Genomic DNA, 21,110 nt, shown 5'->3' on the forward strand with positions numbered 1-21,110 from the left:
TCATATTTTAAGATGAATTGTCAATTCTTCTGATTGAGAATCTTCCAGAATCCAGTTTTCTTACTTCCTTGACGCCCAACAATCCCCTTTTCTTGCAATGTTTTGAGCGCCCTGGCAATAGTACTGTCAGAAAGTCCTGTATTAAAAACCAATCGCTCGCGTGTAACTTCGTTATCTTTTTCAATCTGTTTCAAAATCTTTGATTCCGGCTCGCTCAATTTTATCGTGTCATTTATTGTATCATTTATTGTGTCATCTGACACATTATCCGTTTTTTTATAACTCAGGACACCATTCGTCAATTTCAGCACCGTTATGGTTCTTTCAGGTGTTATTCTCTGCGTGTACTCAGGCAAAAGTCCAAATTCTTTGTTCCATACAGAAAACACCCCGGGAATTCCACTGCCAGCCCGTTCACCGATGTCAATCATCGAAAACATCTTGAGAATGGTCGCGTTACGCGGGTCAGACATTCCACCATTTATCGCTTCCTTCACGCTAATTCTGAACATTCCCGGATTTTCAAAGGCAAAATATTCCTTGTATTTTTTGATGACGACTCCGGCCCGCCCATAATAATCCGCATTTGCCAGCGTATTCAAAAGGATTTCTCGAATAGCCTTGTGAATGGGAGTATCATCGACCCTATAGATTCCATCAAGTTTGAACGGCCTTTTTATGTCTTCAGACAGCTTGTTTACAGCCTTAAAGAAAAAGTCAAATATATTTCCACTCCATTCACCCGAGTTTGAAACAAATCGATCAGACCATCTTGTCGTTTCATCGAAATGTTCCTGATAATCCAAGAAATAAAGCGGATATTCATAAACGATTTCCGACTCGTATCCAAACATCAGCAAACCTGCAGCCGTCGGATAGACTTTCCCGTCATCTTGGTTTATTTTTGCTGCACCAATCTTTTTCAAGAATTCCATATCGGGAAGACTATTCCAAACATGTCCATCGTGAGACAAGCGAAATCTTTGCCTATAATGAGAGATAGTCTCTTTACAAAGGGAAGTTAGACTAACTTCTTTTATGATTTTGCAGTCTTGGCTTATATGACCGGCGTCGCGGAAAATAGCACCAACTTCATCTCTTGAACAAAGATAATCACCTTCACCATTGCGCCTAAATGTTCCAGAGAACATGTCTGTACCCAAGAAAACGGGACGATATATCCGATCCGCTCTAGGAACCACGATAGATAGAATATGCTTTCCGGCAATTTCTTTTACTTCAACATCGCTATTGCTTAGAATGTTAATATCTACAACCTTTTTGTTATTCACATTGTCCCAAAACAGCTTCTCCATGTGTTCAGGATTTTCTACACCTTCTATGGTAAATGAATGGTCCCTATTTTCCTTTACACCAAGAAGAATCAACCCTCCATCGGTATTTGCAAACGAGGAATAAGTTTCCCAGAGGCTTTTAGGAAAACCGCCTTTGGCTAGTTTCGCTTCGAATCGGTTACCTTCTCTGAACGAGTCAATATTGAAATCTTTTAATAAATCTCCCATTCTATTCTCCATTGTGAGAATACGTCACAATCGCACAAATACGCCGACAGGAACGGCGCAAACCATGCTCTTGCTTGTTTACTTCGTATTGGAATTTTCCACGTCTAGCGCGGAATGGGATGATCTTGCAATCCTGTTGGCGGGGGCTTTCCCCGGCGTTACTTGGCGTTCGCTTTAGCAAACGCACCCGAGCAGGTCGTGTTCCTGCCAGCTATCCAACAGGACCATCAAGAAAGTTGAAGGGCCCCGCCGCGAATGCACGTACGGACCGAATGGTCTATGTCGACTGTCGCGAGGATTATCGAATTACGGGAGTAATATATATAAACGGAATGGCTATGTCAAGGACAAAAGTTAGTTGTTTTTCAATATTCCTTGATGGCGTCCCAAGAATCGTAAGGGAACCATTTACCATGCCAAAGATCGAGGAAATACACTATAATACGTTTTTCCTTTGGAATGCTCATGTCTGCAAGAACGCCAGAACAGTCCCCATTCTCTAAAGCCTCATTATAGGAACATTTCATTCTATTCCAAAATCCAGGCTCATTCTTTAAGTTTTCAAGAAGTTGTCTTTCGCCATTCCACCACAATGCGGCATTTTCATCCTTTTGAATAAAAGGGTTCTCTGCTTCACCCTTATAATATTTGAAGAACTTTATCACTTTCTGAGCTGTCATATGCTAACCAGCCAATTCTGAGAGCCTTTTAAAAGCGATTCTAAACCATCGTGTTTCAAACTCAGCCTTTACATCGTAGGCCCAGTGGTTATAATAACGCCACTGGCTATAAATCGCATTACCTAGAATATGATAATCCGTGCAAACGGAAAGTAATTCTTCGAATGTTTTTTCTGGTCCTTTTTCAGGATCATAATCGCAGTGTTTGTAAAAACTTTCAAAAACATCCATTTCAAAGCCCAGATTTTGACAATCTTCCGCAAACCGAGCATCAATAAAATCATAAACTTTGGCACGGGTTTCATCCGCATCTATTTCGTCTAATAATAAGCTCCACATTTCAACAAAGGTTTCTACATCTGTTATGGATTCAAACCATTCGTATGACGGAGTATTCGTCCGATAGAAAATATTGAGAATCCGGTCATGAAAAGGTTTTACCGCCTTTCCGCCCTCAGATTCCTCGTACTCATATCCACCACAACGCTTAGTCAAGAATTTATAGTAATTATAAGAGCCATCACAAATTTCCAAACAATCGCTTTTTTTCGGCAATGCCGATATGGCGGCCCAATTTTCCTTGATAAGCTTTTTCACAGCATCGGCAACATATTTATCACGAGCGATCAACAAATAATAAGCGACATCATCCGGATAGCGATTGCCTATTTTCACGGCAATTCGACCATCATAATACAGAAATAGTCCACCGTAGGTAGGTGTGTACGTTCCCTCCCAGAACTCTTCAAACACAGTCCGTCCCCTGGGTTTTTCCGTTAAAAAGACCTCACGCAGCCCAAATTCTCTCGCAATTTCAAGTTTTTCTTCTAAAGAGCAATGTTCAAAAAAAGCTATATAGCGATTAACATTCAGTTCATTACCACTGGAAATCCTAATGGGAATGTGCGTCACAACAAATGACAAGAAATCTTTCGCCTCATCAAAGGCCTCTTCACTAGCCAATTGTTCGGCCTCCCACGCGCACTCTTTGAAGGAGTCCAAATACGGATTCCGCAGTTCGCCATGATAATAGCGACAGTATTCCAAGTTCTTATTTTCGTTGTTTGCCTGCATAGGAGCCTCCTTTTTAGAGCCACCTATAAATATACATTCAAATAGATGTCATAAAGTGACAAAAATACATAAACGTTTTAACAATCCGCCAGATTACTTTTTGCAGAAGAAACAGTTCTCAAAACGAGTTTTTTCTTTATCGTGAGCATCAAAATACACCGGGTCAACCTTAACAGGATCTTCTCCAAAACGGCAAAAGCGACAGTTTTCAAAATCTCCCGACGCGGCGACCATAATCGCAACGCCACATCTTTTAGCGGGATAATCTATAGAACAATCACGGAATACCCCATGGGATCCCGAATCTATACGGACCGGAACAAAGTCTTCAGAGGACATTTTGCAACCAACGAACTCACCTTGAGCACGCGTCCAAAGAGCAACGCATGGTTCATCGCCCTTGGAGCGAAAGATGCAGGACAAGAAATTCGCACGCACTACTCCACCCACAAGAAAATGACGTTTATTATCGCCCTTGATATATACACCTTTTTCGAAAAAGCAATTTTCAAATGTTGAGGACCCCTCCAAGACTTCAACTTTTTCCGTAAAAATTTGATTTTCGTAGTTCTTTGAACGCATAATCAAGTACCTCACCCCTTAAAATAGAAAAACAATACGTCAAATAATGACATTTTTAAATTTTACTTGATTACTTTTTCCAATTGGGAACACACCACGTTCCATTTGCGCCCACACACGAACATATTCGAGAAGCTTCACCAAAATCATAAAAAACTATTTGTACTTAACCTGATTATTATCTAGGATTTCCAGAAAATTTACCTTTTGAAGGGAGTTTATTAGGCTTTGAATATTTGCATCGGTAAGTTTTTCTGCTGTAAACCAGTTTTTAAGGGACTTAAGCAACTTAGTCTTGGTCGTAGGACGATTCTTTGACATTCCCTTCAAATTCGACTTCGCTTTTTCAAGGGACTTTTGCAAATCAAAGGCCTTCGGTGTCGGGGTCTTCTTAGTCGCTTTCGTCGGCTGTACGACAGGCTTTTTAGGCTGTTGGACTTTTTTCGTTTCTTTGGGCTTTACCTCAACCCCAAGAAGTTTCGCAAGATCATCGTAAGATTCCACCCGTTCACAACGATCCATACCAAATTGACTCTGCACATGCAGAATGAGCGGATCGTAATCATGATCCTTAGATAGAATTACGCAGTGGCTGTTAAACGGTTCAAAAGGCATTACCGTGCCCATATAGAACGCGATATAAAAATCGAGCGCATTTTCAGCCTGTTTCTTGGTCATCTTTTCAGGAATCGCAAGCTCAACGAGTTCAACGCGACCTTCATTCAACGCATAGCCAAAATCTTTCAGTTGCGTGAGCGAAAGATTAATCTTATTGCTAGAATTGTGGAACAGGATGAACTTCAGCGGAGATCCATCAGTATTCACGACCAAATCCGTCAAGCCGTTCAGCCCGACATTTTCGCAATCCACAAGGACATGAGATATGGGATATTTAGAGGTTGACATAGGTTCAATTTGTCCAGCAAAAAATACTAACTAATAAATAACATAACGTTTAAGCCAGCAATTTATTTTCTCTCAGAAAACGAATGAACGCATTCAATATATCCGCATCTCTAGCAACTATATCGGATTCCATAAAGTCAGTTTTATCTTCAGCCAACCTACGAAGTTCTACAATTTTTGTTCCCTCTCTTTTCTTCTTTTTCCCATTAACAAAACCAATATAATACTTTCTCTTATCTTCTATTCGATAATCAGCAGCCCTGATATTTATGCGTTTTTCCAACAAGGCTTTATTGCCTAAAATCTCTAAATTTTTCGAATCTTTTAACGATTGTTCATTTTCTTGTCTCTTTTTAGCGTATATATGTTCAATTTCAAGAGTTGTTTCCAGAGAAAGAAGTTCTTGTCCTTCGTTCTGGAAAGCCCACCATGTAATCATTGATTTTGTAATAGGACGTCTGTTATCAAATTTAAAACTATGGAATACAGCCCTCACATTTTCTTCATCAAAGAGATAATCCGAAAATTCTATCGATTTATTTTCAATTATGTTTATCATCTCCGTATAAACAGGCGTTCTCAGAGCATTAAGGCCTGGATGAACAAATGCATAAGTCCAAATAAAAGCAGTTATTTTATTGAGAAATATACTGAACTTTTCTTCATCAAGCATATTTTCTGTATTTTTGTTATGCATAAAATACACTGATACAAAATAATTCCACATTCCATTGGGAGCGTAATTCAACACGAACAATTGTTTCAAGATTCGTTCAGAGAACCGTTCCGAATCCTGATTAGACACATCATTCCAAAAATCTGCCAAGCATTCAAGATTATCCAGCGTATCATCTTTTTTTAACAAAGCATAACTATTTTTCTCGTAAAATTTACGCAGAGCTTCAGTCGTCGACGATTTATTCTTTTGCAACGAGCGTTCGTAATACATATAGCGCGTAAACAATTCATCCATCGCAGTACCTGTTATCGGATGGAAATTCTTTTCGCATAAATCCTCTAGCGACTTCCACCTTCTTATAAAAGTATCTTTCTCACCTTTTGCTGAATAATATTTATAAAATTGAGCTTTAAAAATATCAGCATCCGACAAAGGCAATCCTCGGTCATTTAATGTAGAGAATATTCTCAATGCGGTATCTTGAGATTCTGCTTCAATAGGCAACAGAATACAATTATTCAATATGCGCGTTGGCAAATATGAGAAATAACTCGGATAATCATTCAAAAAATCATTTATCTTATCTTGGAAAAATTGATAGTTAAGAGCGTATTTACTCTTCATTTTTTCTGCAATTTTTCCAGAACGAAGTATAGTAAGGAATTCATCCTTGTCATTATCTGTAGCGACCTCTGAATTTATTTTTAAAGCATCCTTATTCGGTGTTCCAAATTCATCGGTTTTCCATATGCATTTTTCAAGTCTTTCCCTCGTTTTCTTAGAATTTTCATCTTTCATGTTTCCATATTTTTCGTAAAAGGCTCGTAACAGCAACATCAATGTTGTCAAGCGCTGCTGCCCGTCAATAATTTCCATTTTTCCAGAATCATTTTTAAATGTAACTATCGGACCAAGAAAATATTCATCATTATCACTATTGAATTTTGAATAATCATTGTCTGGGAACGCAAACGAAAAAATATCCTCCCAAAGAGTTTGGCATTCAGTGTCTTCCCATGCATATGGGCGCTGATAATCGGGAATGAGAAAATCAGCCTTTTTATCAGCAAACAATTCACTAATCGTTTTTTGATCGATATTTAGTTTAGACATATAATATTCCTTGTTTAACATCTAAAATATAAACTAATTCTATTCAATCATTCAAAAAAAAAGCATCTGCAACAACCTAAAAAGAAAGCAGGGATAGTGCGGGGTTTTAGGGGCGGAGCCCCTAGGCGAAGGGGTAGCGAGCGACGAAGTGCGAGCGAGGGGAAGGCTTTCCCCTTCAAATTATTTCAAGTGATGTTTCCCTGTAATCTCAGAAACGTCGATCTTGACGACGGCGGTGCGTGCAAGGGCCATGGCGCTGTAGGCGATGGTTTTGACGCCGAAGGGAATCTTGTAGCCGTTGTGGAGCATAATGGTATCTAGCCCGGCGGTGCGTTCTTTTGAATTTTCTACGAGCGTGGCGGTTCCAAACCCGATGACGCTTTCGTAGAAGCAGGTCCATTTGCAGGCATCTGCGTTTGCATCTTGCGGGCCGCTGGCTTCGACGGATGTTTCTGCGCAAAAACTCACTTGCGGGTTTGCCTTGATGGCGTCGAGTTTCTTGCCCTCGCCTGCTCCGTGGAAATAGAGCGCGAGTTTCTTTTGACCGTCGCATTCGCTTACGGCGTACCCGAAATTGACCGGTACGGCATAGGGTTTGCCGTCGCTGATTAAAGCCAGATGCAGGACCTTGCACCGGCTGAGAACGTCGATGATTTCGTCAAATTCCTTGATTTCGCGGTCTTTACGTCGCATGTTTTCGCCACCAGTTTTAGCTTTTTGCAGGGATGAAACCCCTAGGAAATATAAAAACACTTTTGCCATAACCTTCGTTTTTTTCTAAATTTGCCCGCACTATGGAAACTCGTTATAACGCTAAAGATGTGGAGGCCCGTTGGCATAAGTCCTGGGCCGAAAAAAACAGTTTTGCACCCAGCGGAAAGGGCGAACCGTTCTCGGTCGTGATTCCGCCTCCTAACGTAACCGGCGCGCTTCACTTGGGCCACGCCCTCAACGACACGCTCCAGGATATCCTGGTCCGCTACCGCCGTAAGACCGGCCGCGACACCCTGTGGATTCCGGGCACCGACCACGCAGGTATCGCCACGCAGGCGGTCGTCGAAAAGCGCCTTTTCCAGGACGAACACAAGACCCGCCACGACATCGGCCGCGACGCCCTCGTGGAACGCATCTGGAAATGGAAGGACGAATACGAAGCCCGTATCACGAAGCAGCTCAAGAGCCTGGGCGTCAGCTGCGACTGGAGCCGTCAGCGCTTCACGCTGGACCCGGTCTGCGCCAAGGCCGTGCGCCACGCTTTCTTCAACCTTTTCAAGAAGGGCCTCATCTACCGCGGCAAGCGCCTGGTGAACTGGGATACCAAGCTCCAGACCGCCGTCGCCGATGACGAAATCTACTACGAAACCGTCAAGGGCCACTTCTGGACGTTCAAGTACCCCCTGGCCGACGGTTCGGGATTCATCCCCGTTTCGACCACCCGTCCTGAAACGATTATGGGCGATACCGCCCTCGCCGTGCACCCCAACGACGAACGCTATGCACAGTTCATCGGCAAGACCTTGAAGGTGCCGTTCGTGGACCGCGAAATCCCGGTGATTGCCGACGCCATCTTGGTGGACAAGGATTTCGGTACGGGTTCCGTGAAGGTGACTCCGGCCCATGACCCCAACGACTATGCGACGGGTCTGCGCCACAAGCTCCCGATGATCAACATCATGAACGACGATGGCAGTCTGAACGAGAATGCCGGCAAGTTCAAGGGCCTGAAGGGCCAGGCCGCACGCGACGCCGTGGTGGCCGGTCTCGAAGAACTGGGCCTGTTGATCAAGGTGGAAGACCACGAAATGCAGGTGGGTCACTCCGACCGTTCCAAGACTGTTATCGAGCCGTACCTCAGCGACCAGTGGTTCGTGAAGATGGACGTGCTCGCCGAAAACGCGATGAACGCCGTGAAGTCGGGCGAAATCAAGATTATCCCCGAACGCTACGCCAACAAGTACCTCGACTGGCTCGCCGAAAAGCGCGACTGGTGCATTAGCCGTCAGCTCTGGTGGGGCCACCGCATTCCTATTTGGCACACGGACGCTAGCGAAGACGAATTGAAGGCCGCATTTGCTGGCCGCGACGACATTTTCTTCTACAAGGCCGAAAACGGTGGCTACCTCGTGTGCAGCCAGGAAGAAGACCTGAAGGAAGACGCAGTGCCGGGCCGCGTGCTCAAGCAGGAAGAAGACGTGCTCGACACGTGGTTCTCCAGTGGCTTGTGGCCGCACTCCACCATGGGCTGGCCGGAAAACACCGACACGCTCAAGCGCTACTACCCCACTAGCGTGCTGGTGACGAGCCGCGACATCATTACCCTGTGGGTCGCCCGCATGGTGCTGTTCAGCCAGGAAAACATGGGTACGGTCCCGTTCCATACGGTGTACATCCACCCGAAGATCCTCGACGGCAACGGACAGACCATGAGTAAGTCCAAGGGCAACGGCGTTGACCCGATGGATATCGAAGAAAAGTACGGCACCGACGCTCTGCGCTTTGTGATGGCAAGCCTTTGCACCGACAACCAGGACGTGCGCCTGCCGGTGAAGAAGGAAAAGCAGCCGGATGGCCGCGAAATCAACACTTCGGAAAAGTTCGAAATCGGCCGTAACTTCAGCAACAAGCTGTGGAACGCCTGCCGCTTCTTGTACCCGCACCTGGAACAGGCCGGGGCTCTGGCTACCGAACTCCCGATGGATTCTAGCTTGTTCGCTCTCGAAGACCGCTGGATTCTTAGCCGCCTGCAGACGACCATCAAGGACGCCACGCGCATGCTCGAAGAATACCACTTCGCAGAACTCGCCGGCTTCCTGTACCGCTTCGTGTGGGATGACGTTTGCTCCAGCTACTTGGAAATTAAGAAGGCCGTAATCAACCGCGAAACGCTCGACGCCGAAAAGAAGAACGCTATGGCAATCCTCAGCCACGTGCTGAAGAACGTGATTGACCTGCTGCACCCGGTGATGCCCTTCATTACCGAAGAGCTGAACGGCATTCTGTTCCAGGGTTCCGAACTGGTGATCAGCCGCGCCTGGCCCAAGGCCGACGAATCTCTCATCGACGCTAAGATCGAAGCCGCATTCGACCAGGCATTCGCCGTGGTGGAAAGCGTGCGTGGTGTGCGTGGCCGCTACAACGTGAGCCCCGCAACCAAGCTCAACGCCGTGGTGAGCGTCGACGATGCCGCAACGGAAGCCAGCGTGAAGGACTGCATGGCTATCATCACCGAACTTTCCGGTCTTGAAAACCTCACGGTCGCCGTGAAGGCCGCCAAGCCGAAGTTCAGCGCGAGCGCCGTGGTTCCCGGTGGCGAACTCTACATCCCGCTGGAAGGAATCCTCGACCCGGCTGCAGAAATCGCCCGCCTCGAAAAGGAAATCGAAAAGGCCAAGGCATTCGCCGCCAGCATCGAAAAGAAGCTCTCTAACGAGAAGTTCGTTTCTGGTGCTCCGGAAGCCGTGGTGAACGCCGAACGCACCAAGCTCGCAACTCAGCAGGATATTATCGAAAAGAATGAAAAAGCTCTTGCTGAGCTAAGATAAGAATGACAAATGCGTAGGGCGAGAGTCGCAGCCATGCTTGCATGGATATGACCGAGCCCAGCATTTGGTACTTGAGCGAAGCGAAAGTACAGCCTGCTCTTAAAGAGTTGAAGTAGTTCTGCGATGGATTGCTTCGCCCCTTTGGGGCTCGCAATGACGTTGCAAGGCGAGCAAGCGCGGCCATTTATGGACGCATTCGCGAGCCGCAGCACTCATGCGCTTGCGCAATGACGTAAAATTAAAACAGGCGCTCCAAGCGGGCACCTGTTTTTCATTTTCCGATGACTCAAATCACGCATTTTTGAAATGCTTGAAAATCGGTCTCTTTTTTTACTAACTTATTCAGGAGATGGACTAATAAGGAGAAGAGAACATGAATTTCACAGCAATTTTACGTGCAGGCGTTCTGTCCGTGGGCATTTTGTCCGTGAGCCTATATGCGGCCGAATGCGAATTTACGCCCCCTGCAAGGGGCTCATCGAGTGCCGACATGTCGTTTGGCTACCCGGCTACAGCCATCTACCTTTTCGAAGACAGCTATCTGGACATTTCCAAGATGGACCAGCGCGAGCCCGCCGTCAAGAACGTCTCGGGTACCGACACCGCATGGGTGTACAAATCCGAGCTTGACTCAACACTCTTCGTGATTGTGACGGAAAAATTCGTGAAGGTGGCACGAGTCGCCTATTCCAACAACGATAGAGATTTCGTAGACTCACTTTTCTCCGTGCATCACGACGCCGTATTCAAGGACGAATTTCCACGCCTGCAAAAGGCCGGAGTTTTCAAGGGAACGGCCGAACAAGCGGACTCTCTCGTGAACCACGTTTTTGACCTATGCAGCAAATTCTACTGCAAGGAATTTGGCTACACCGGCTGCGAATACAACCCTCCTTACGACAGAGGGCGCAACCAAGGACATGATGTCGACATGGCTGACGGCCCGCTGGCGATGTCTGCCGTTGCCGGCGAATTCAGCATCATCCTCGACACACTGAACTTCTGCCCGGATTACAAGTACCCGGCCGAAGATATTACACCGCCGCAAAGTTTGCCCCAAACCCGCGCAAAGGCCAAATTTGCACGACTCGGCTTTAACCGCTACCAAATCGCAGACGTCGCTCCCGCCACGCCTTACAAGGCATTCAGCCTGAACGGCCAACTGATGGAAAGCGGCATCTTGAATAACGGCGTATTTACGGCAAAAAAATTGCCCGTCATCCTGATGTTGAACGACGGGCGAAGCCTTTATCTGAAGGACTAATTACCGCACAGACACGCGGCGCAATTCATTACCGATGCGTAAGAGGTAAGAACCGGCGCGAGGCACTGCAATAGAGCACACGTTACCCGTGGGCTGAACTTTCGCGATGAGCTTACCCTGAGCGTCAAGGAGGTACGCCGCACGAGTAGCACCTAGCACCGATATAGTTCGGCCTTCGATAGAGACATTGAAATGCGGAGCCTGAGAAACATTTAAAGCTGTCGTACTGGTTTCAGAAGATTCGCTGGAGCCAGGTACCGTTTCCGAAGAACTGGATTCCGATTCGCTAGAGCTTGACTCGGTGATACTTGAACTGGATGCAGGAACCGTAGCCCCTGTACCCGCACCAAAGCCCGTGCCAGCGACCGTAATGGTTCCGCTCTTGGTAGCGTTCTTGGAGGCTCCCGTCGTGGTCACGGTGAACTTGTATGCACCCGGCGCCACTGTAGAGGCAACCGTTCCCGAGATATAATAGTCCATTCCCTTCAGCGTACCCGTAACACCTTGCGGAAGACCCGTTACAGATGCACCCGTTGCGCCAGCGATTGTGTAGTAGAACTCTACAATGGCAGCACCCTGAGCCACTTCCTGGTTAGAGCTTCCCGTTCCGTGCTTGGTGAGTGTGGCCTCGCCAGCAATAACGCTGGAGCTAGAAACGGCGACAGAAGAACTGGAAACCGGAACAACGCTACTGCTGCTGGATTTCGCCTGCGAAGAACTGGACTTTGCCTGCGAAGAGCTTGACTGCTGCACGCTAGAAGAAGAAACCGGCGTCACCTGCGTAGAACCCGGATCCGGGAGCGTTGCGCCCGCATAAAGCTTGATAGAATCGCGGAGGGCATAGGCCTTGGACTGATTGCTCACATCGGTCAGTTTCATGGAATAAGAAGGCGTGAAAGCACCGCTCTTGGCATCGCCCTTGGCGTCACCCTTCTTGATGTTTTCGGTGTAGTTACCACCGGAATAGACGGCCTTGTAGTCACCATTGTAAAGGTCAATCGGATTGTTCACACCGATGAACACGTTGTTTTCAACGCGGAGGTCAGCGCTCTTGCCCGCACGCACGCAGGTGCTGGAACTGTTGGTCGTAAAGAGGTTGTTCGCCACATGGACCTGGCCGTAACGCACGCGGGGCATGCGTTCCTTGACGCCATCATCCCACCAGTTATGGTGAAGGGTGGTCTTGAGTTTGCCATCGTCGGTGGTTTTGTTATCGCTATTACCGATGAGGTTCGAGAACTGGTGTTCCTTGGAAGCACTGGTGTAATGGAAACGAGTCCAAGAGATGGTCACGTAGTTTGCACCGTTGATTACGTCGAGGTTACCATCTTCGCCGTCGTAGACATCCAAGTGGTCGAGCCACACGTTGGTGCCGCCCTGAACATGCAAACAGTCGCCGGCATCCTTGTCGACAGCGCCCGCGCCCTTGAAGGTGAGGTTACGAATAATGACATTCTTACCCGCCACGTTCATGATGGTATTGTCTTCGTCTTTGTTGCCGGTATAGGTCTGCGCAAGGACCGCACCCTGATAGCCGTAAATGGTCACGTTACTACCGACCTTGATGGCACTCTTGGAAGGCACCGTGTAAGTACCGGGCTTCACATAGATTGTGTAGTTGCCCGCCTCGGCATATTTGCGGAGGTCGCTCACATTGCTCACGGTAACGACGCTTTTGCCCGCGCCGCCGGTCGTGCCGCCATTTTGCGTGGCCCATCCCGCCATCGGCAAATCCGGAGCAGTCACAGCGAACGCGGAAGTCGCCACAGTTGCCCCGAGGGCAAGTACCGCCGAAAGCGACTTTTTAAACGAAACCAAATTGCATCCCATAACATCATCCTTATGTTTATAGGACATTCGGCAAAAACACACCACTGTTCTCACCAAATGTTCTCATTTTCTTTCTCAAATTACATTAATTTTTAGCTAAAGTCAATAGTATTTACGCAGTTTTCATGTTCTCAAAAAATATTTTACAAATTTAAGATTTTTGTCAACAGGACACAAAAAAAAACGCCCCCGGGAGGCGTTTTTGACATTTTTCAGAAATTTCGGCGATTTCCGCCAAAATTCGGCAAATCGAAGTTCTACAGACTCACGAACTTGCGCATACCGACAAAAATCGAAAGAGCGCAAATGATAACAGAAATCACCAACACAACCGCAGGAATAAATACTCCCTGCAAAAAGGCCTCGTGGCCCAGCTGCACCAGCAACAAAAGGGGAACCACCACGAAGAGCGAAAGATGGGTCGCCGCACGGACCGTCTTGACCCGGAGCGAAAGCATCAGTGAGAAAGATGTCGTGAGAAGAACCGCAGAGAGAGCCCCCAAAACAGAAGCCACCGCCACCGTCTTAGAGATTACGGGATGCGAAAACCAGTATGCAAGTTCCGCCAGCAGCGAAAACACCACCGGGAAAGGCAACACGGCCAGAAGCTTGCCCCAAAAGAGGCGGGTCGGCTTGATGGGCGCGAGCTGTAAAAGCTCCAGGGAATTTCTTTCACGCTCCCCCGCAAAGCTGTCAGCCGCCAGGGGCGAACCCATGGGCGCCATCAGGCAACCCAGCAGAAGCATCATGTAGCCTTCCATGCCCTGCATAATCTGCCCACCGTAACGCGATACGGCTATAGCCTGGGACGCCGCAAGAATCACCGGCGGAATAATGAAGGGAATCCAGAATCGGGGATCCCTGAAAATCAGTCGCATTTCGTGTTTAAATACGTGAAGCACAACCTTAATTTAGAAAAATTTTGCAGCACCGCTATTTTCTATATTTGGACAGCCTAAAACCAAGGAGTTTTTATGCCCGCACAAGGCGAACACAACAAATGGATTGCCCTGGCCCTTTGCATATTGCTGGGCTACCTGGGCCTGCATCGTTTTTACGAAGGCAAAATTTGGACCGGCATTCTATGGCTTTGTACCGGCGGCCTCTGTGGCGTAGGCGTTATTGTTGACGCCATTCTCATCGTGTTGAAACCGGAACACTACTAATGAAACATTTATTCGTTATCGCAACAGGCAATCCCGGAAAGATCAGGGACTTTGCCCACATTCTCGGAACCGAGAACAAGGAATTCAAGACCCTCAAGGACATCGGCTTTGAAGGGGACATCGTAGAAGACGGCGACTCCTTTGAGGCAAACGCCATCATCAAGTCGAGTACCGTTGCCAAGTGGCTCTGTGAAAAGAAAATCGAAGCCTCGGTGCTTGCAGACGATTCCGGTCTAGAAGTATTCGCTTTGAACGGCGAACCGGGCATTTACAGCGCCCGCTACTGCGGCTACCACGGCAACGACCAGGCCAACAACGACAAGCTCATGCAAAAGCTGGAAGGCGTCAAGGACCGCACCGCCCGTTACTTCTGCGCACTCTCTTACCAGAAAGTGGCCGAAGTGGACGGCAAGTGGACCGTGAGCGAGCCCAAGATTTACGAAGGCGAATGCCGCGGACAAATCAACTTCGCCCCCGTCGGTGACATGGGATTCGGCTACGACCCCCTCTTTGTACCCGATGGATTCGACCGCACCTTCGCCCAGATGGAACTCTCTGAAAAGAAAGGCATCAGCCATCGCGGCAACGCCATCCGCGCCATGAAAAAAGACCTGGAAGGCTAAACAGAAATTCATCCCATACAAAAAAAATCCTCGGCAGCAACCGAGGATTTTTTATCCGCTTTTTAATTTCTATTAAAACCAGCGCCAGGTCAGGCCGAAGAGCACCATGCTCTTGTACTGAGTATCTTCGTCCAGATCCCAGTCGTAAGCCATGTCGAAGCCCACCTGAAGTTCAATCAGCGGAGCAATCATGACAGAGAGCAGGTTTTCCCAAAGGCCGTCAATCTTTTCGGTGCCTTCGAAGTTGCAGAAGGCCCACAGACGGGTCTTGAAGCTCACAATGTCAGAGAAGGCATACTTGGCTTCGGTGATAGATTCGAGACCGGGTTCGTCACGGAACTTTTCGAACTTATCGGTGTCCGGATCGTCTGCGTAACCGTAACCGTTAGAAATGGTCATGCGGTTAGCAAAGCCGAGGCGCTGAGAGAAGTTGTCGTTCGGGATGTAAGCAAGACCGGCGACCTGCGTTTCGTAGGCCGGATCCATGAAGCTGGAAATAGCCTTCTTGACTTCGTTGCCATCTTCGTCTTCGCTATATTCGTAGCCCTTCATGAACTGGGTTTCGAAGCGGTTACCAATGTAAGGCTTCAGAACTTCGGTCATGTTGAAGTCCACCATGGATTCCCAGAAGAGGCGGTCATTGGACTTACGCTTGCCCACGCCCTTGGTCCATGTCTGGCCGAGATCGATATCGATGAGGTTACGCCAGTTGGCCACCTTCCACTTACCCTGTACATCGGCATCGTAGGTCACGAGCCAAGTGTAGTTGGAGGTACCGTCCTTCTGCCAGTTGCTGAAGTTGTACCAGTTATAGCGAACTGCAGCGACCACGTCGGCGGTCCAGTTTTCAGGGAGAGTCCCTTCGAACATGCCACCTTCAGCCATTGCAGGAACGGCAAAAGCGCAAGCAAATGCGCACGCCTTGATAAGTGATTTCATCTTCATATTGATTCCTTTTTTGTGGCCCGTGCTACGGCGAGCCGAGTTTTATGCAAAACAATATAGGAATAAAAACACCTTTTTGCGAGTATAACCGCACATTTTGTCTATATTTGGACTATGTTTTGCTCCCGTTTTTTTTGTACGCTGCTATTTATTTCTCTTTTTGCCGTCTGCAGCCATGCAAGCGACTGGCGTTTTAATGCCGGTCTCGGTATCCGGAATCAGACCCCGGTTGTCGCCATTGCTGGATTAGGCTACAAAGAGTTGATATTCCGCGCACAGGGAATGGGCTATATCCGCAACCAGAACGACTACTGGTGCGGATTCCGCGGAAGCCTTCTTTGGACATTCTTCAAAGATTCCCCCTTCAACCTTGACGCAGGCATCGGCGGCGGGTACGAATACACCAGAGCCCCCAACGAAATGCACGAAGCCCTGGACAAAGCCAACGGTCTTATCGTGTTCCCCTACAATTACAAGGAACTCGGAGACATTTCGATAGAACTGTGGACCCGCCTCTACGGCTTCTACACACAAATTAGCGTTCCCACCAAAAAGTTCGCCGAACACGACGCGCACAAAGTTTTCTGGGGCGCGGGTTACATATTCGAGTTTTAATGTGAAATGTGGCAAATGTGAGATAAAAAAATCCTCGGTCAGATGAACTGGACCGGGGATTTTTCTTTTTTCAAGCGCAGATATAAAACCGGATGGATCCCGGAGCCTACGGCTCCAGGATGACAGGCGGTCTCATTACTTCTTCGGGAGCACAACCGGCTTGCCGAAGTCCACGTTGGTCTTGTTGCCGAGCAACAGGGCGCGAGTCTTGAGCGGCAGACCATAGCAACGGATGAAGCCCGTAGCGTCCTTCTGGTCGTACATGTCCACATCGGTGAATCCACCGAGGCCCATGTCGTAGAGGCTGTAGGGGCTCTTGATGCCGGCCGGAATGATGTTGCCCTTGTAAAGCTTGAGGGTCACTTCACCAGTCACAACCTTGTTGACTTCGTTGAAGAAGGCGTCCATAGCCTGGCGGAGCGGAGTGAACCACTGGCCATTGTAAACGAGGTTTGCATAGGTCATAGACATCTTCTGGGCTTCGAACAAAGTTTCCTTGTCGAGCACGAGCTGCTGCAGGCATTCGTGAGCCTTGTACAGGAGCGTGCCACCCGGAGTTTCGTACACGCCGCGGCTCTTGAGGCCGACGAGGCGGTTTTCAACGATATCGAGCAGACCGCAAGCGTTCTTGCCACCGATCTTGTTCAGGTATTCGAGGAGTTCGACAGCGCCCATCTTCTTGCCGTCGATAGCCACCGGATTACCCTTTTCGAAGGTAATCGTCACGTGGTCGGCCTTGTTCGGGGCCTTTTCGTACGTGGCGGTGTGCTTGAGGAATTCGTACTTGTGTTCCTGTTCCGGGAATTCCAGGACGCCACCTTCGTGAGAGAGGTGCCACAGGTTACCGTCTTCAGAGTAAATCTTCTTCTTGCTGATGCCGTTAAGCGGAATCTTGTGGGCAGCGGCGTAGTCGATAGCGTCTTCGCGGCTGTGGAACGTCCACTTCGGGTCCTTCCACGGAGCGATGATTTCGAGCTTCGGATTGAGAGCGGCGTAGGTCAGTTCGAAACGGACCTGGTCGTTACCCTTACCGGTAGCACCGTGAGCAACAGCGTAGGCGCCTTCCTTTTCAGCAATCTTCACCTGATACTTGGCGATGAGCGGACGGGCGAAAGAAGTACCCAGGAGGTAGGTGCTTTCGTACTTGGCACCAGCGCGAACGGTGGGCCAAACGTAGTCTTCGAGGAATTCCTTCTTGAGGTCGAGAACGTAGCACTTGGAAGCGCCAGTCTTGAGAGCCTTGTCTTCAAGAGCCTTGGCATCCGGGAAATCGTTCTGACCGAGGTCGGCAGCGAAAGCGATCACTTCGCAGTCGTAGTTTTCCTTGAGCCAGGGGATGATGATGGAAGTATCGAGTCCACCGCTATAAGCGAGGACAACCTTTTTCTTGGATTCTTTCTTAGCCATTTGTAGCGTCCTTTAAGAAAATTTTAGACGAGTAAAATATAGAAACTTTTATTTCTTTTTGGTAGAGCTTTTCTCAGCCTTTGCAGAGCCGTTCGCAGAGTTCTTCGAGTACCCCTTCTCCGTTTTTTTGTCCAAAGTTTTAGCGGAGGCCCTTTCCATAGTTTTTTCCGATCCCTTCGCCCCGTTCTTTGCGGAGCTGTCCTTCGGAAGCGGCGCCATCAGCTGGCGGAGGGAATCCACCAGAACGCTGTCCTTCTTGGGGAACATGTTCTGGTAAATCACGGCGCGACGCTTTGCCATGAACTGGCTTTCGCGCATGTTGGGGTGGTGCTTGCCCGGGCTTGCAAGCATGGCGGCCAGGTTTATCGCCTGGTCCACGCTGAGCTTGGCACAGCTCTTTTTATAGTACGTACGGCAAGCTTCCTGGCAGCCAAAAATATCCTTGCCCCACTGGGCATAATTCAGGTACAGTTCCAGGATGCGGTCCTTGCCCAGTTCATGTTCCATCAAAAGGGCATAGGCCAGTTCCTTGAACTTGCGGTTGAAAGAACGTTCGCCGCTCAGGAACAGGTTCTTGGCCAGCTGCTGCGTAATGGTCGAACCGCCAAATTTGGTTTTTCCGGCAATCTGGTTTGCGTCAAGCGCTTCGGCAATGGCACGGATGTCAAAACCCGGGTGGAAGTAGAAGCCTGCGTCTTCGCTTGCAATGACCGCCTTGCGCAAGTAGGGGCTAATGGAATCCAGCGGTACATAGGTATGCTTGATTTCGATATTCGGGTTCGAATCCCGCAGGGCTTCCATGTACTTGCTCATTTCGGGCTGGGTCTCTTTAAGCTGGGACACGCCATCGTAAATATCGTAGCCGTAAATAAAGGCGCGGTACAGGGCATAAGATGCCGCCACCGAGAAAACGGCCGAATAAATAATCAAAATCAATAAGGCCTGGCGGATAATGAAATTGATAGTCCGGTAAAGCCACTTGATAATAAAGCCCGACACCTTGGCAAACGTGGTGTTCGTAAACCATTTAAAAAAGTGTTTCACCTTGTCAAAATACAATTTCACCTTTTCCATTACTTCTTTCCTCCGAACCAGTCATTGATATCTTCGCCTTCTTTCATGGCTGTCGGCAAGTTTTCCATACCTTCGCCCAAAATTACATTATGGATGCCCGCTTGCGTAAATAGCTTACCGATATATTCCATGCCAGAGCGGCCTGCTTCGTCATGATCCAGACAAAGTACCACATTTTTGTTTCTAAAAAGATTCAACCACTCCACCTTGAAGCTGCGGACACCCGGAATTCCCACCGCATTGATCTTTTGTCCTAAAAAGGTGAGAGTATCCACCACGCCTTCGCACAGGTACACCCAGCCCGGTTTTTGATCCAAGGCCACCATATTGTAGGGGTAAGGAACGGTACCGCGCAAATTAAGTTCCTTGGGAACTACTGTGTTGTCAATCGCACGGGACTGGAAATAGAACGCACGGCGCTGGGGGTCCAAATACGGGAATATCAAGGGGTGCTTATAGTAGCGCAAATGCCCCTTGTCGTTAAACAGGCCCACGAACTTCAGAACTTCTTCGCCAAAGTCCGCCTTAAGGCTGTTGTTCACCTCTTCGTAATTGGTGATGGTGCGCAAAAGCATTTTGTCCCACACGGGCTTGTAAATGCGGCGGCGAGAAAGCCACTTGCCTGCGGGAGTGTTGTCCACCGGACTCAATCGTTTGAGGAACGAAAGGATAATCTTTTTGCGGTCATCTTCGGAAACAAGGGGCGGTTCTTCGGGTTCGGGCGGCGGGGCCACTTCAGGGACCCGCGCAACAGGCGACACCGAATGCGGGCGTCCAGCGGCATTTGCCGCGCGCTCCGCAATTTTCGCCATTTCCTTACGGGCCGAGGCCGGCACCAGGAACGGGAACTGTTCCATGAGCCAGTTTAGCGCTTCGGTAAAACTGCAATCTTTTAAAAGTTGCACCAACGAAATCACGTCGCCACGGACATCGTCACAAACCCAGCAACGGAACGTTCCCCGTTCTTCGGAAATAGACACCGAGGGCGTGCGGTCTTCATGGGCATGACGAAGGGGAAAGAAACAACGGCACTTGCCATGGGATACATTCACCCCTAGGCTCTGTGCGACGGCCGTAATCGAAATCGCCGACTTGAATTGTTTCAGTTCTTCGTTGGTCATGGTGGAGAAATAATAGCAAGAATTCTATATTTCTGCCATGATTCTTCTTGAAAATGAGCCCATGTGCAAGCACACCTCCTTCAAGGTGGGAGGGCCGGCACGCTATTTCGTAAAAGCAGAAAACGCCGATGATTTGAAGGCGGCATTCGCCCTTGCCCGCGAAAAAGCGCTCCCCTACTTTATTTTAGGGAACGGCACGAACCTGCTGGTTGCCGACAAGGGCTTTGACGGTGTCGTCATTACCCTTGCTGGTGAATTTTCAGAGATTCAGGATCTTGGAAATGGATCATTCAAAGTTGGCGCTGCTACCCCGTTGGGACGATTTGCACGCACCACACTAAAGCAAGGTTTTGCAGGCATCCATAAGCTGGCCGGAATCCCGGGAACCCTGGGCGGCGCCATCTACATGAATGCAGGCGCCTATGGCCAAGAAATCGGAACCTGCTGCACAATGGTCACGACGATTGACGCCGACGGCAACTTGCACGAACACGCCGCAAACGAATGCGCTTTCGGCTACAGACACAGCATTTTTTTACGTCATTGCGAGGCCGAGGGCCGAAGCAATCCAGAAACGATTATCTCCGCCACATTCCAGTTGCCGATTGCCGAAGGAAAATCCATCGCAGACCTGGAAGCCGAACTTGCCGAATGCATGGCCAAGCGCAAGGCTAGCCAGCCGCTGAACATGCCGAATGCAGGCTCCACCTTCAAGCGCCTGGAACACGGCTCCGTAGAAATGCCCACACAAATTGCGCCGGGCTATTACATTGAGCAAGCGGGTCTCAAGGGTTACCGCATTGGCGGTGCCGAAGTCAGCACCTTGCATGCGAATTTCATCGTGAACGCAGGTGGCGCTACCGCCAGCGATATCAAGCAACTAAGCGAACACGTGCAAAAGAAAGTCGCCGAAAAATTCGGCATTGAATTGCACCGCGAAATTATACTGCTCGGCGAATTTTAAAA

Annotated in this window: 20 protein-coding genes; 7 read left to right on the top strand and 13 right to left on the bottom strand. The window is 48.6% G+C overall.

What is annotated here, in order from left to right; all coding sequences use genetic code 11:
- Positions 1-20 precede the first annotated feature (20 nt).
- The gene (locus ACJMNB_RS06215; RefSeq protein WP_405340103.1) at positions 21-1,523 is read right to left on the bottom strand and encodes an RNA-binding domain-containing protein; all 1,503 of its coding nucleotides are present in this window, start codon (positions 1,521-1,523) and stop codon (positions 21-23) included.
- Between the two features lie 13 nt (positions 1,524-1,536).
- On the opposite strand from ACJMNB_RS06215, the gene ACJMNB_RS06220 reads away from it, so the two are divergent.
- Positions 1,537-1,701, top strand: a complete 165-nt coding sequence (locus ACJMNB_RS06220; protein WP_405340106.1) for a hypothetical protein — start codon at positions 1,537-1,539, stop codon at positions 1,699-1,701.
- 187 nt (positions 1,702-1,888) lie between these two features.
- Here ACJMNB_RS06220 and ACJMNB_RS06225 read toward each other — a convergent pair whose 3' ends face one another.
- The 6 genes from ACJMNB_RS06225 to ACJMNB_RS06250 all read right to left on the bottom strand — a co-directional run bounded on the left by ACJMNB_RS06225 (position 1,889) and on the right by ACJMNB_RS06250 (position 7,250).
- A complete protein-coding gene (locus tag ACJMNB_RS06225; RefSeq protein WP_405340109.1) occupies positions 1,889-2,203 on the bottom strand; it encodes a hypothetical protein in 315 nt (104 codons plus the stop codon).
- Positions 2,204-2,206: 3 nt separating this feature from the next.
- The gene (locus ACJMNB_RS06230) at positions 2,207-3,277 is read right to left on the bottom strand and encodes a hypothetical protein (RefSeq protein WP_405340112.1); all 1,071 of its coding nucleotides are present in this window, start codon (positions 3,275-3,277) and stop codon (positions 2,207-2,209) included.
- A 93-nt stretch (positions 3,278-3,370) separates the two neighbouring features.
- The gene (locus ACJMNB_RS06235; RefSeq protein WP_405340115.1) at positions 3,371-3,859 is read right to left on the bottom strand and encodes a hypothetical protein; all 489 of its coding nucleotides are present in this window, start codon (positions 3,857-3,859) and stop codon (positions 3,371-3,373) included.
- Between the two features lie 156 nt (positions 3,860-4,015).
- A complete protein-coding gene (locus tag ACJMNB_RS06240; protein ID WP_405340118.1) occupies positions 4,016-4,765 on the bottom strand; it encodes a PIN domain-containing protein in 750 nt (249 codons plus the stop codon).
- 49 nt (positions 4,766-4,814) lie between these two features.
- On the bottom strand, positions 4,815-6,557 hold the full coding sequence (locus tag ACJMNB_RS06245) for a DUF262 domain-containing protein (protein ID WP_405340121.1): 1,743 nt from the start codon (positions 6,555-6,557) through the stop codon (positions 4,815-4,817).
- Between the two features lie 180 nt (positions 6,558-6,737).
- Positions 6,738-7,250 (bottom strand): pyridoxamine 5'-phosphate oxidase family protein, encoded by a 513-nt coding sequence (locus ACJMNB_RS06250; protein WP_405340124.1) that lies wholly within the window; start codon positions 7,248-7,250, stop codon positions 6,738-6,740.
- A gap of 101 nt (positions 7,251-7,351) precedes the next feature.
- On the opposite strand from ACJMNB_RS06250, the gene ACJMNB_RS06255 reads away from it, so the two are divergent.
- Positions 7,352-10,099 carry a valine--tRNA ligase gene (locus tag ACJMNB_RS06255; RefSeq protein WP_405340127.1) on the top strand — a complete coding sequence of 916 codons (2,748 nt, stop codon included), beginning with the start codon at positions 7,352-7,354 and terminating at the stop codon, positions 10,097-10,099.
- 373 nt (positions 10,100-10,472) lie between these two features.
- Positions 10,473-11,363: a hypothetical protein gene (locus ACJMNB_RS06260; protein ID WP_405340130.1), complete on the top strand. Its 891-nt coding sequence runs from the start codon at positions 10,473-10,475 to the stop codon at positions 11,361-11,363.
- On the opposite strand, the gene ACJMNB_RS06265 is transcribed toward ACJMNB_RS06260, so the two are convergent.
- Complete coding sequence (locus ACJMNB_RS06265; protein ID WP_405340133.1) at positions 11,364-13,193, bottom strand: polysaccharide lyase family 1 protein; 1,830 nt, start codon at positions 13,191-13,193, stop codon at positions 11,364-11,366.
- Positions 13,194-13,450: 257 nt separating this feature from the next.
- On the bottom strand, positions 13,451-14,095 hold the full coding sequence (locus tag ACJMNB_RS06270; RefSeq protein WP_405340136.1) for an ABC transporter permease: 645 nt from the start codon (positions 14,093-14,095) through the stop codon (positions 13,451-13,453).
- 72 nt (positions 14,096-14,167) lie between these two features.
- Between ACJMNB_RS06270 and ACJMNB_RS06275 the strand changes: the two genes are divergently transcribed.
- Both ACJMNB_RS06275 and rdgB read left to right on the top strand, forming a co-directional pair.
- Positions 14,168-14,359, top strand: a complete 192-nt coding sequence (locus ACJMNB_RS06275) for a TM2 domain-containing protein (RefSeq protein WP_405340139.1) — start codon at positions 14,168-14,170, stop codon at positions 14,357-14,359.
- A complete protein-coding gene (rdgB, locus tag ACJMNB_RS06280; protein WP_405340142.1) occupies positions 14,359-14,982 on the top strand; it encodes an RdgB/HAM1 family non-canonical purine NTP pyrophosphatase in 624 nt (207 codons plus the stop codon). Before ACJMNB_RS06275 ends, rdgB begins: the two co-directional genes overlap by 1 nt.
- 72 nt (positions 14,983-15,054) lie before the next feature.
- On the opposite strand, the gene ACJMNB_RS06285 is transcribed toward rdgB, so the two are convergent.
- The gene (locus ACJMNB_RS06285; protein ID WP_405340144.1) at positions 15,055-15,927 is read right to left on the bottom strand and encodes a DUF3078 domain-containing protein; all 873 of its coding nucleotides are present in this window, start codon (positions 15,925-15,927) and stop codon (positions 15,055-15,057) included.
- 114 nt (positions 15,928-16,041) lie between these two features.
- On the opposite strand from ACJMNB_RS06285, the gene ACJMNB_RS06290 reads away from it, so the two are divergent.
- Entirely contained in the window at positions 16,042-16,542 is a 501-nt protein-coding gene (locus ACJMNB_RS06290; protein ID WP_405340147.1) for a hypothetical protein, read from the top strand.
- A 135-nt stretch (positions 16,543-16,677) separates the two neighbouring features.
- On the opposite strand, the gene ACJMNB_RS06295 is transcribed toward ACJMNB_RS06290, so the two are convergent.
- The 3 genes from ACJMNB_RS06295 to ACJMNB_RS06305 are packed head-to-tail and all read right to left on the bottom strand — an operon-like array spanning position 16,678 to position 20,144.
- On the bottom strand, positions 16,678-17,949 hold the full coding sequence (locus ACJMNB_RS06295) for an argininosuccinate synthase (protein WP_405340149.1): 1,272 nt from the start codon (positions 17,947-17,949) through the stop codon (positions 16,678-16,680).
- Between the two features lie 48 nt (positions 17,950-17,997).
- The gene (gene mtgA, locus ACJMNB_RS06300; RefSeq protein ID WP_405340152.1) at positions 17,998-19,023 is read right to left on the bottom strand and encodes a monofunctional biosynthetic peptidoglycan transglycosylase; all 1,026 of its coding nucleotides are present in this window, start codon (positions 19,021-19,023) and stop codon (positions 17,998-18,000) included.
- Entirely contained in the window at positions 19,023-20,144 is a 1,122-nt protein-coding gene (locus tag ACJMNB_RS06305) for a CHC2 zinc finger domain-containing protein (RefSeq protein WP_405340155.1), read from the bottom strand. The genes mtgA and ACJMNB_RS06305 overlap by 1 nt, the downstream gene beginning before the upstream one ends.
- 37 nt (positions 20,145-20,181) lie before the next feature.
- Between ACJMNB_RS06305 and murB the strand changes: the two genes are divergently transcribed.
- Entirely contained in the window at positions 20,182-21,108 is a 927-nt protein-coding gene (gene murB, locus ACJMNB_RS06310; RefSeq protein ID WP_405340157.1) for a UDP-N-acetylmuramate dehydrogenase, read from the top strand.
- The last annotated feature ends 2 nt before the right edge of the window (positions 21,109-21,110 follow it).

This window comes from Fibrobacter sp., from assembly GCF_045131395.1.
Taxonomy (GTDB): domain Bacteria; phylum Fibrobacterota; class Fibrobacteria; order Fibrobacterales; family Fibrobacteraceae; genus Fibrobacter.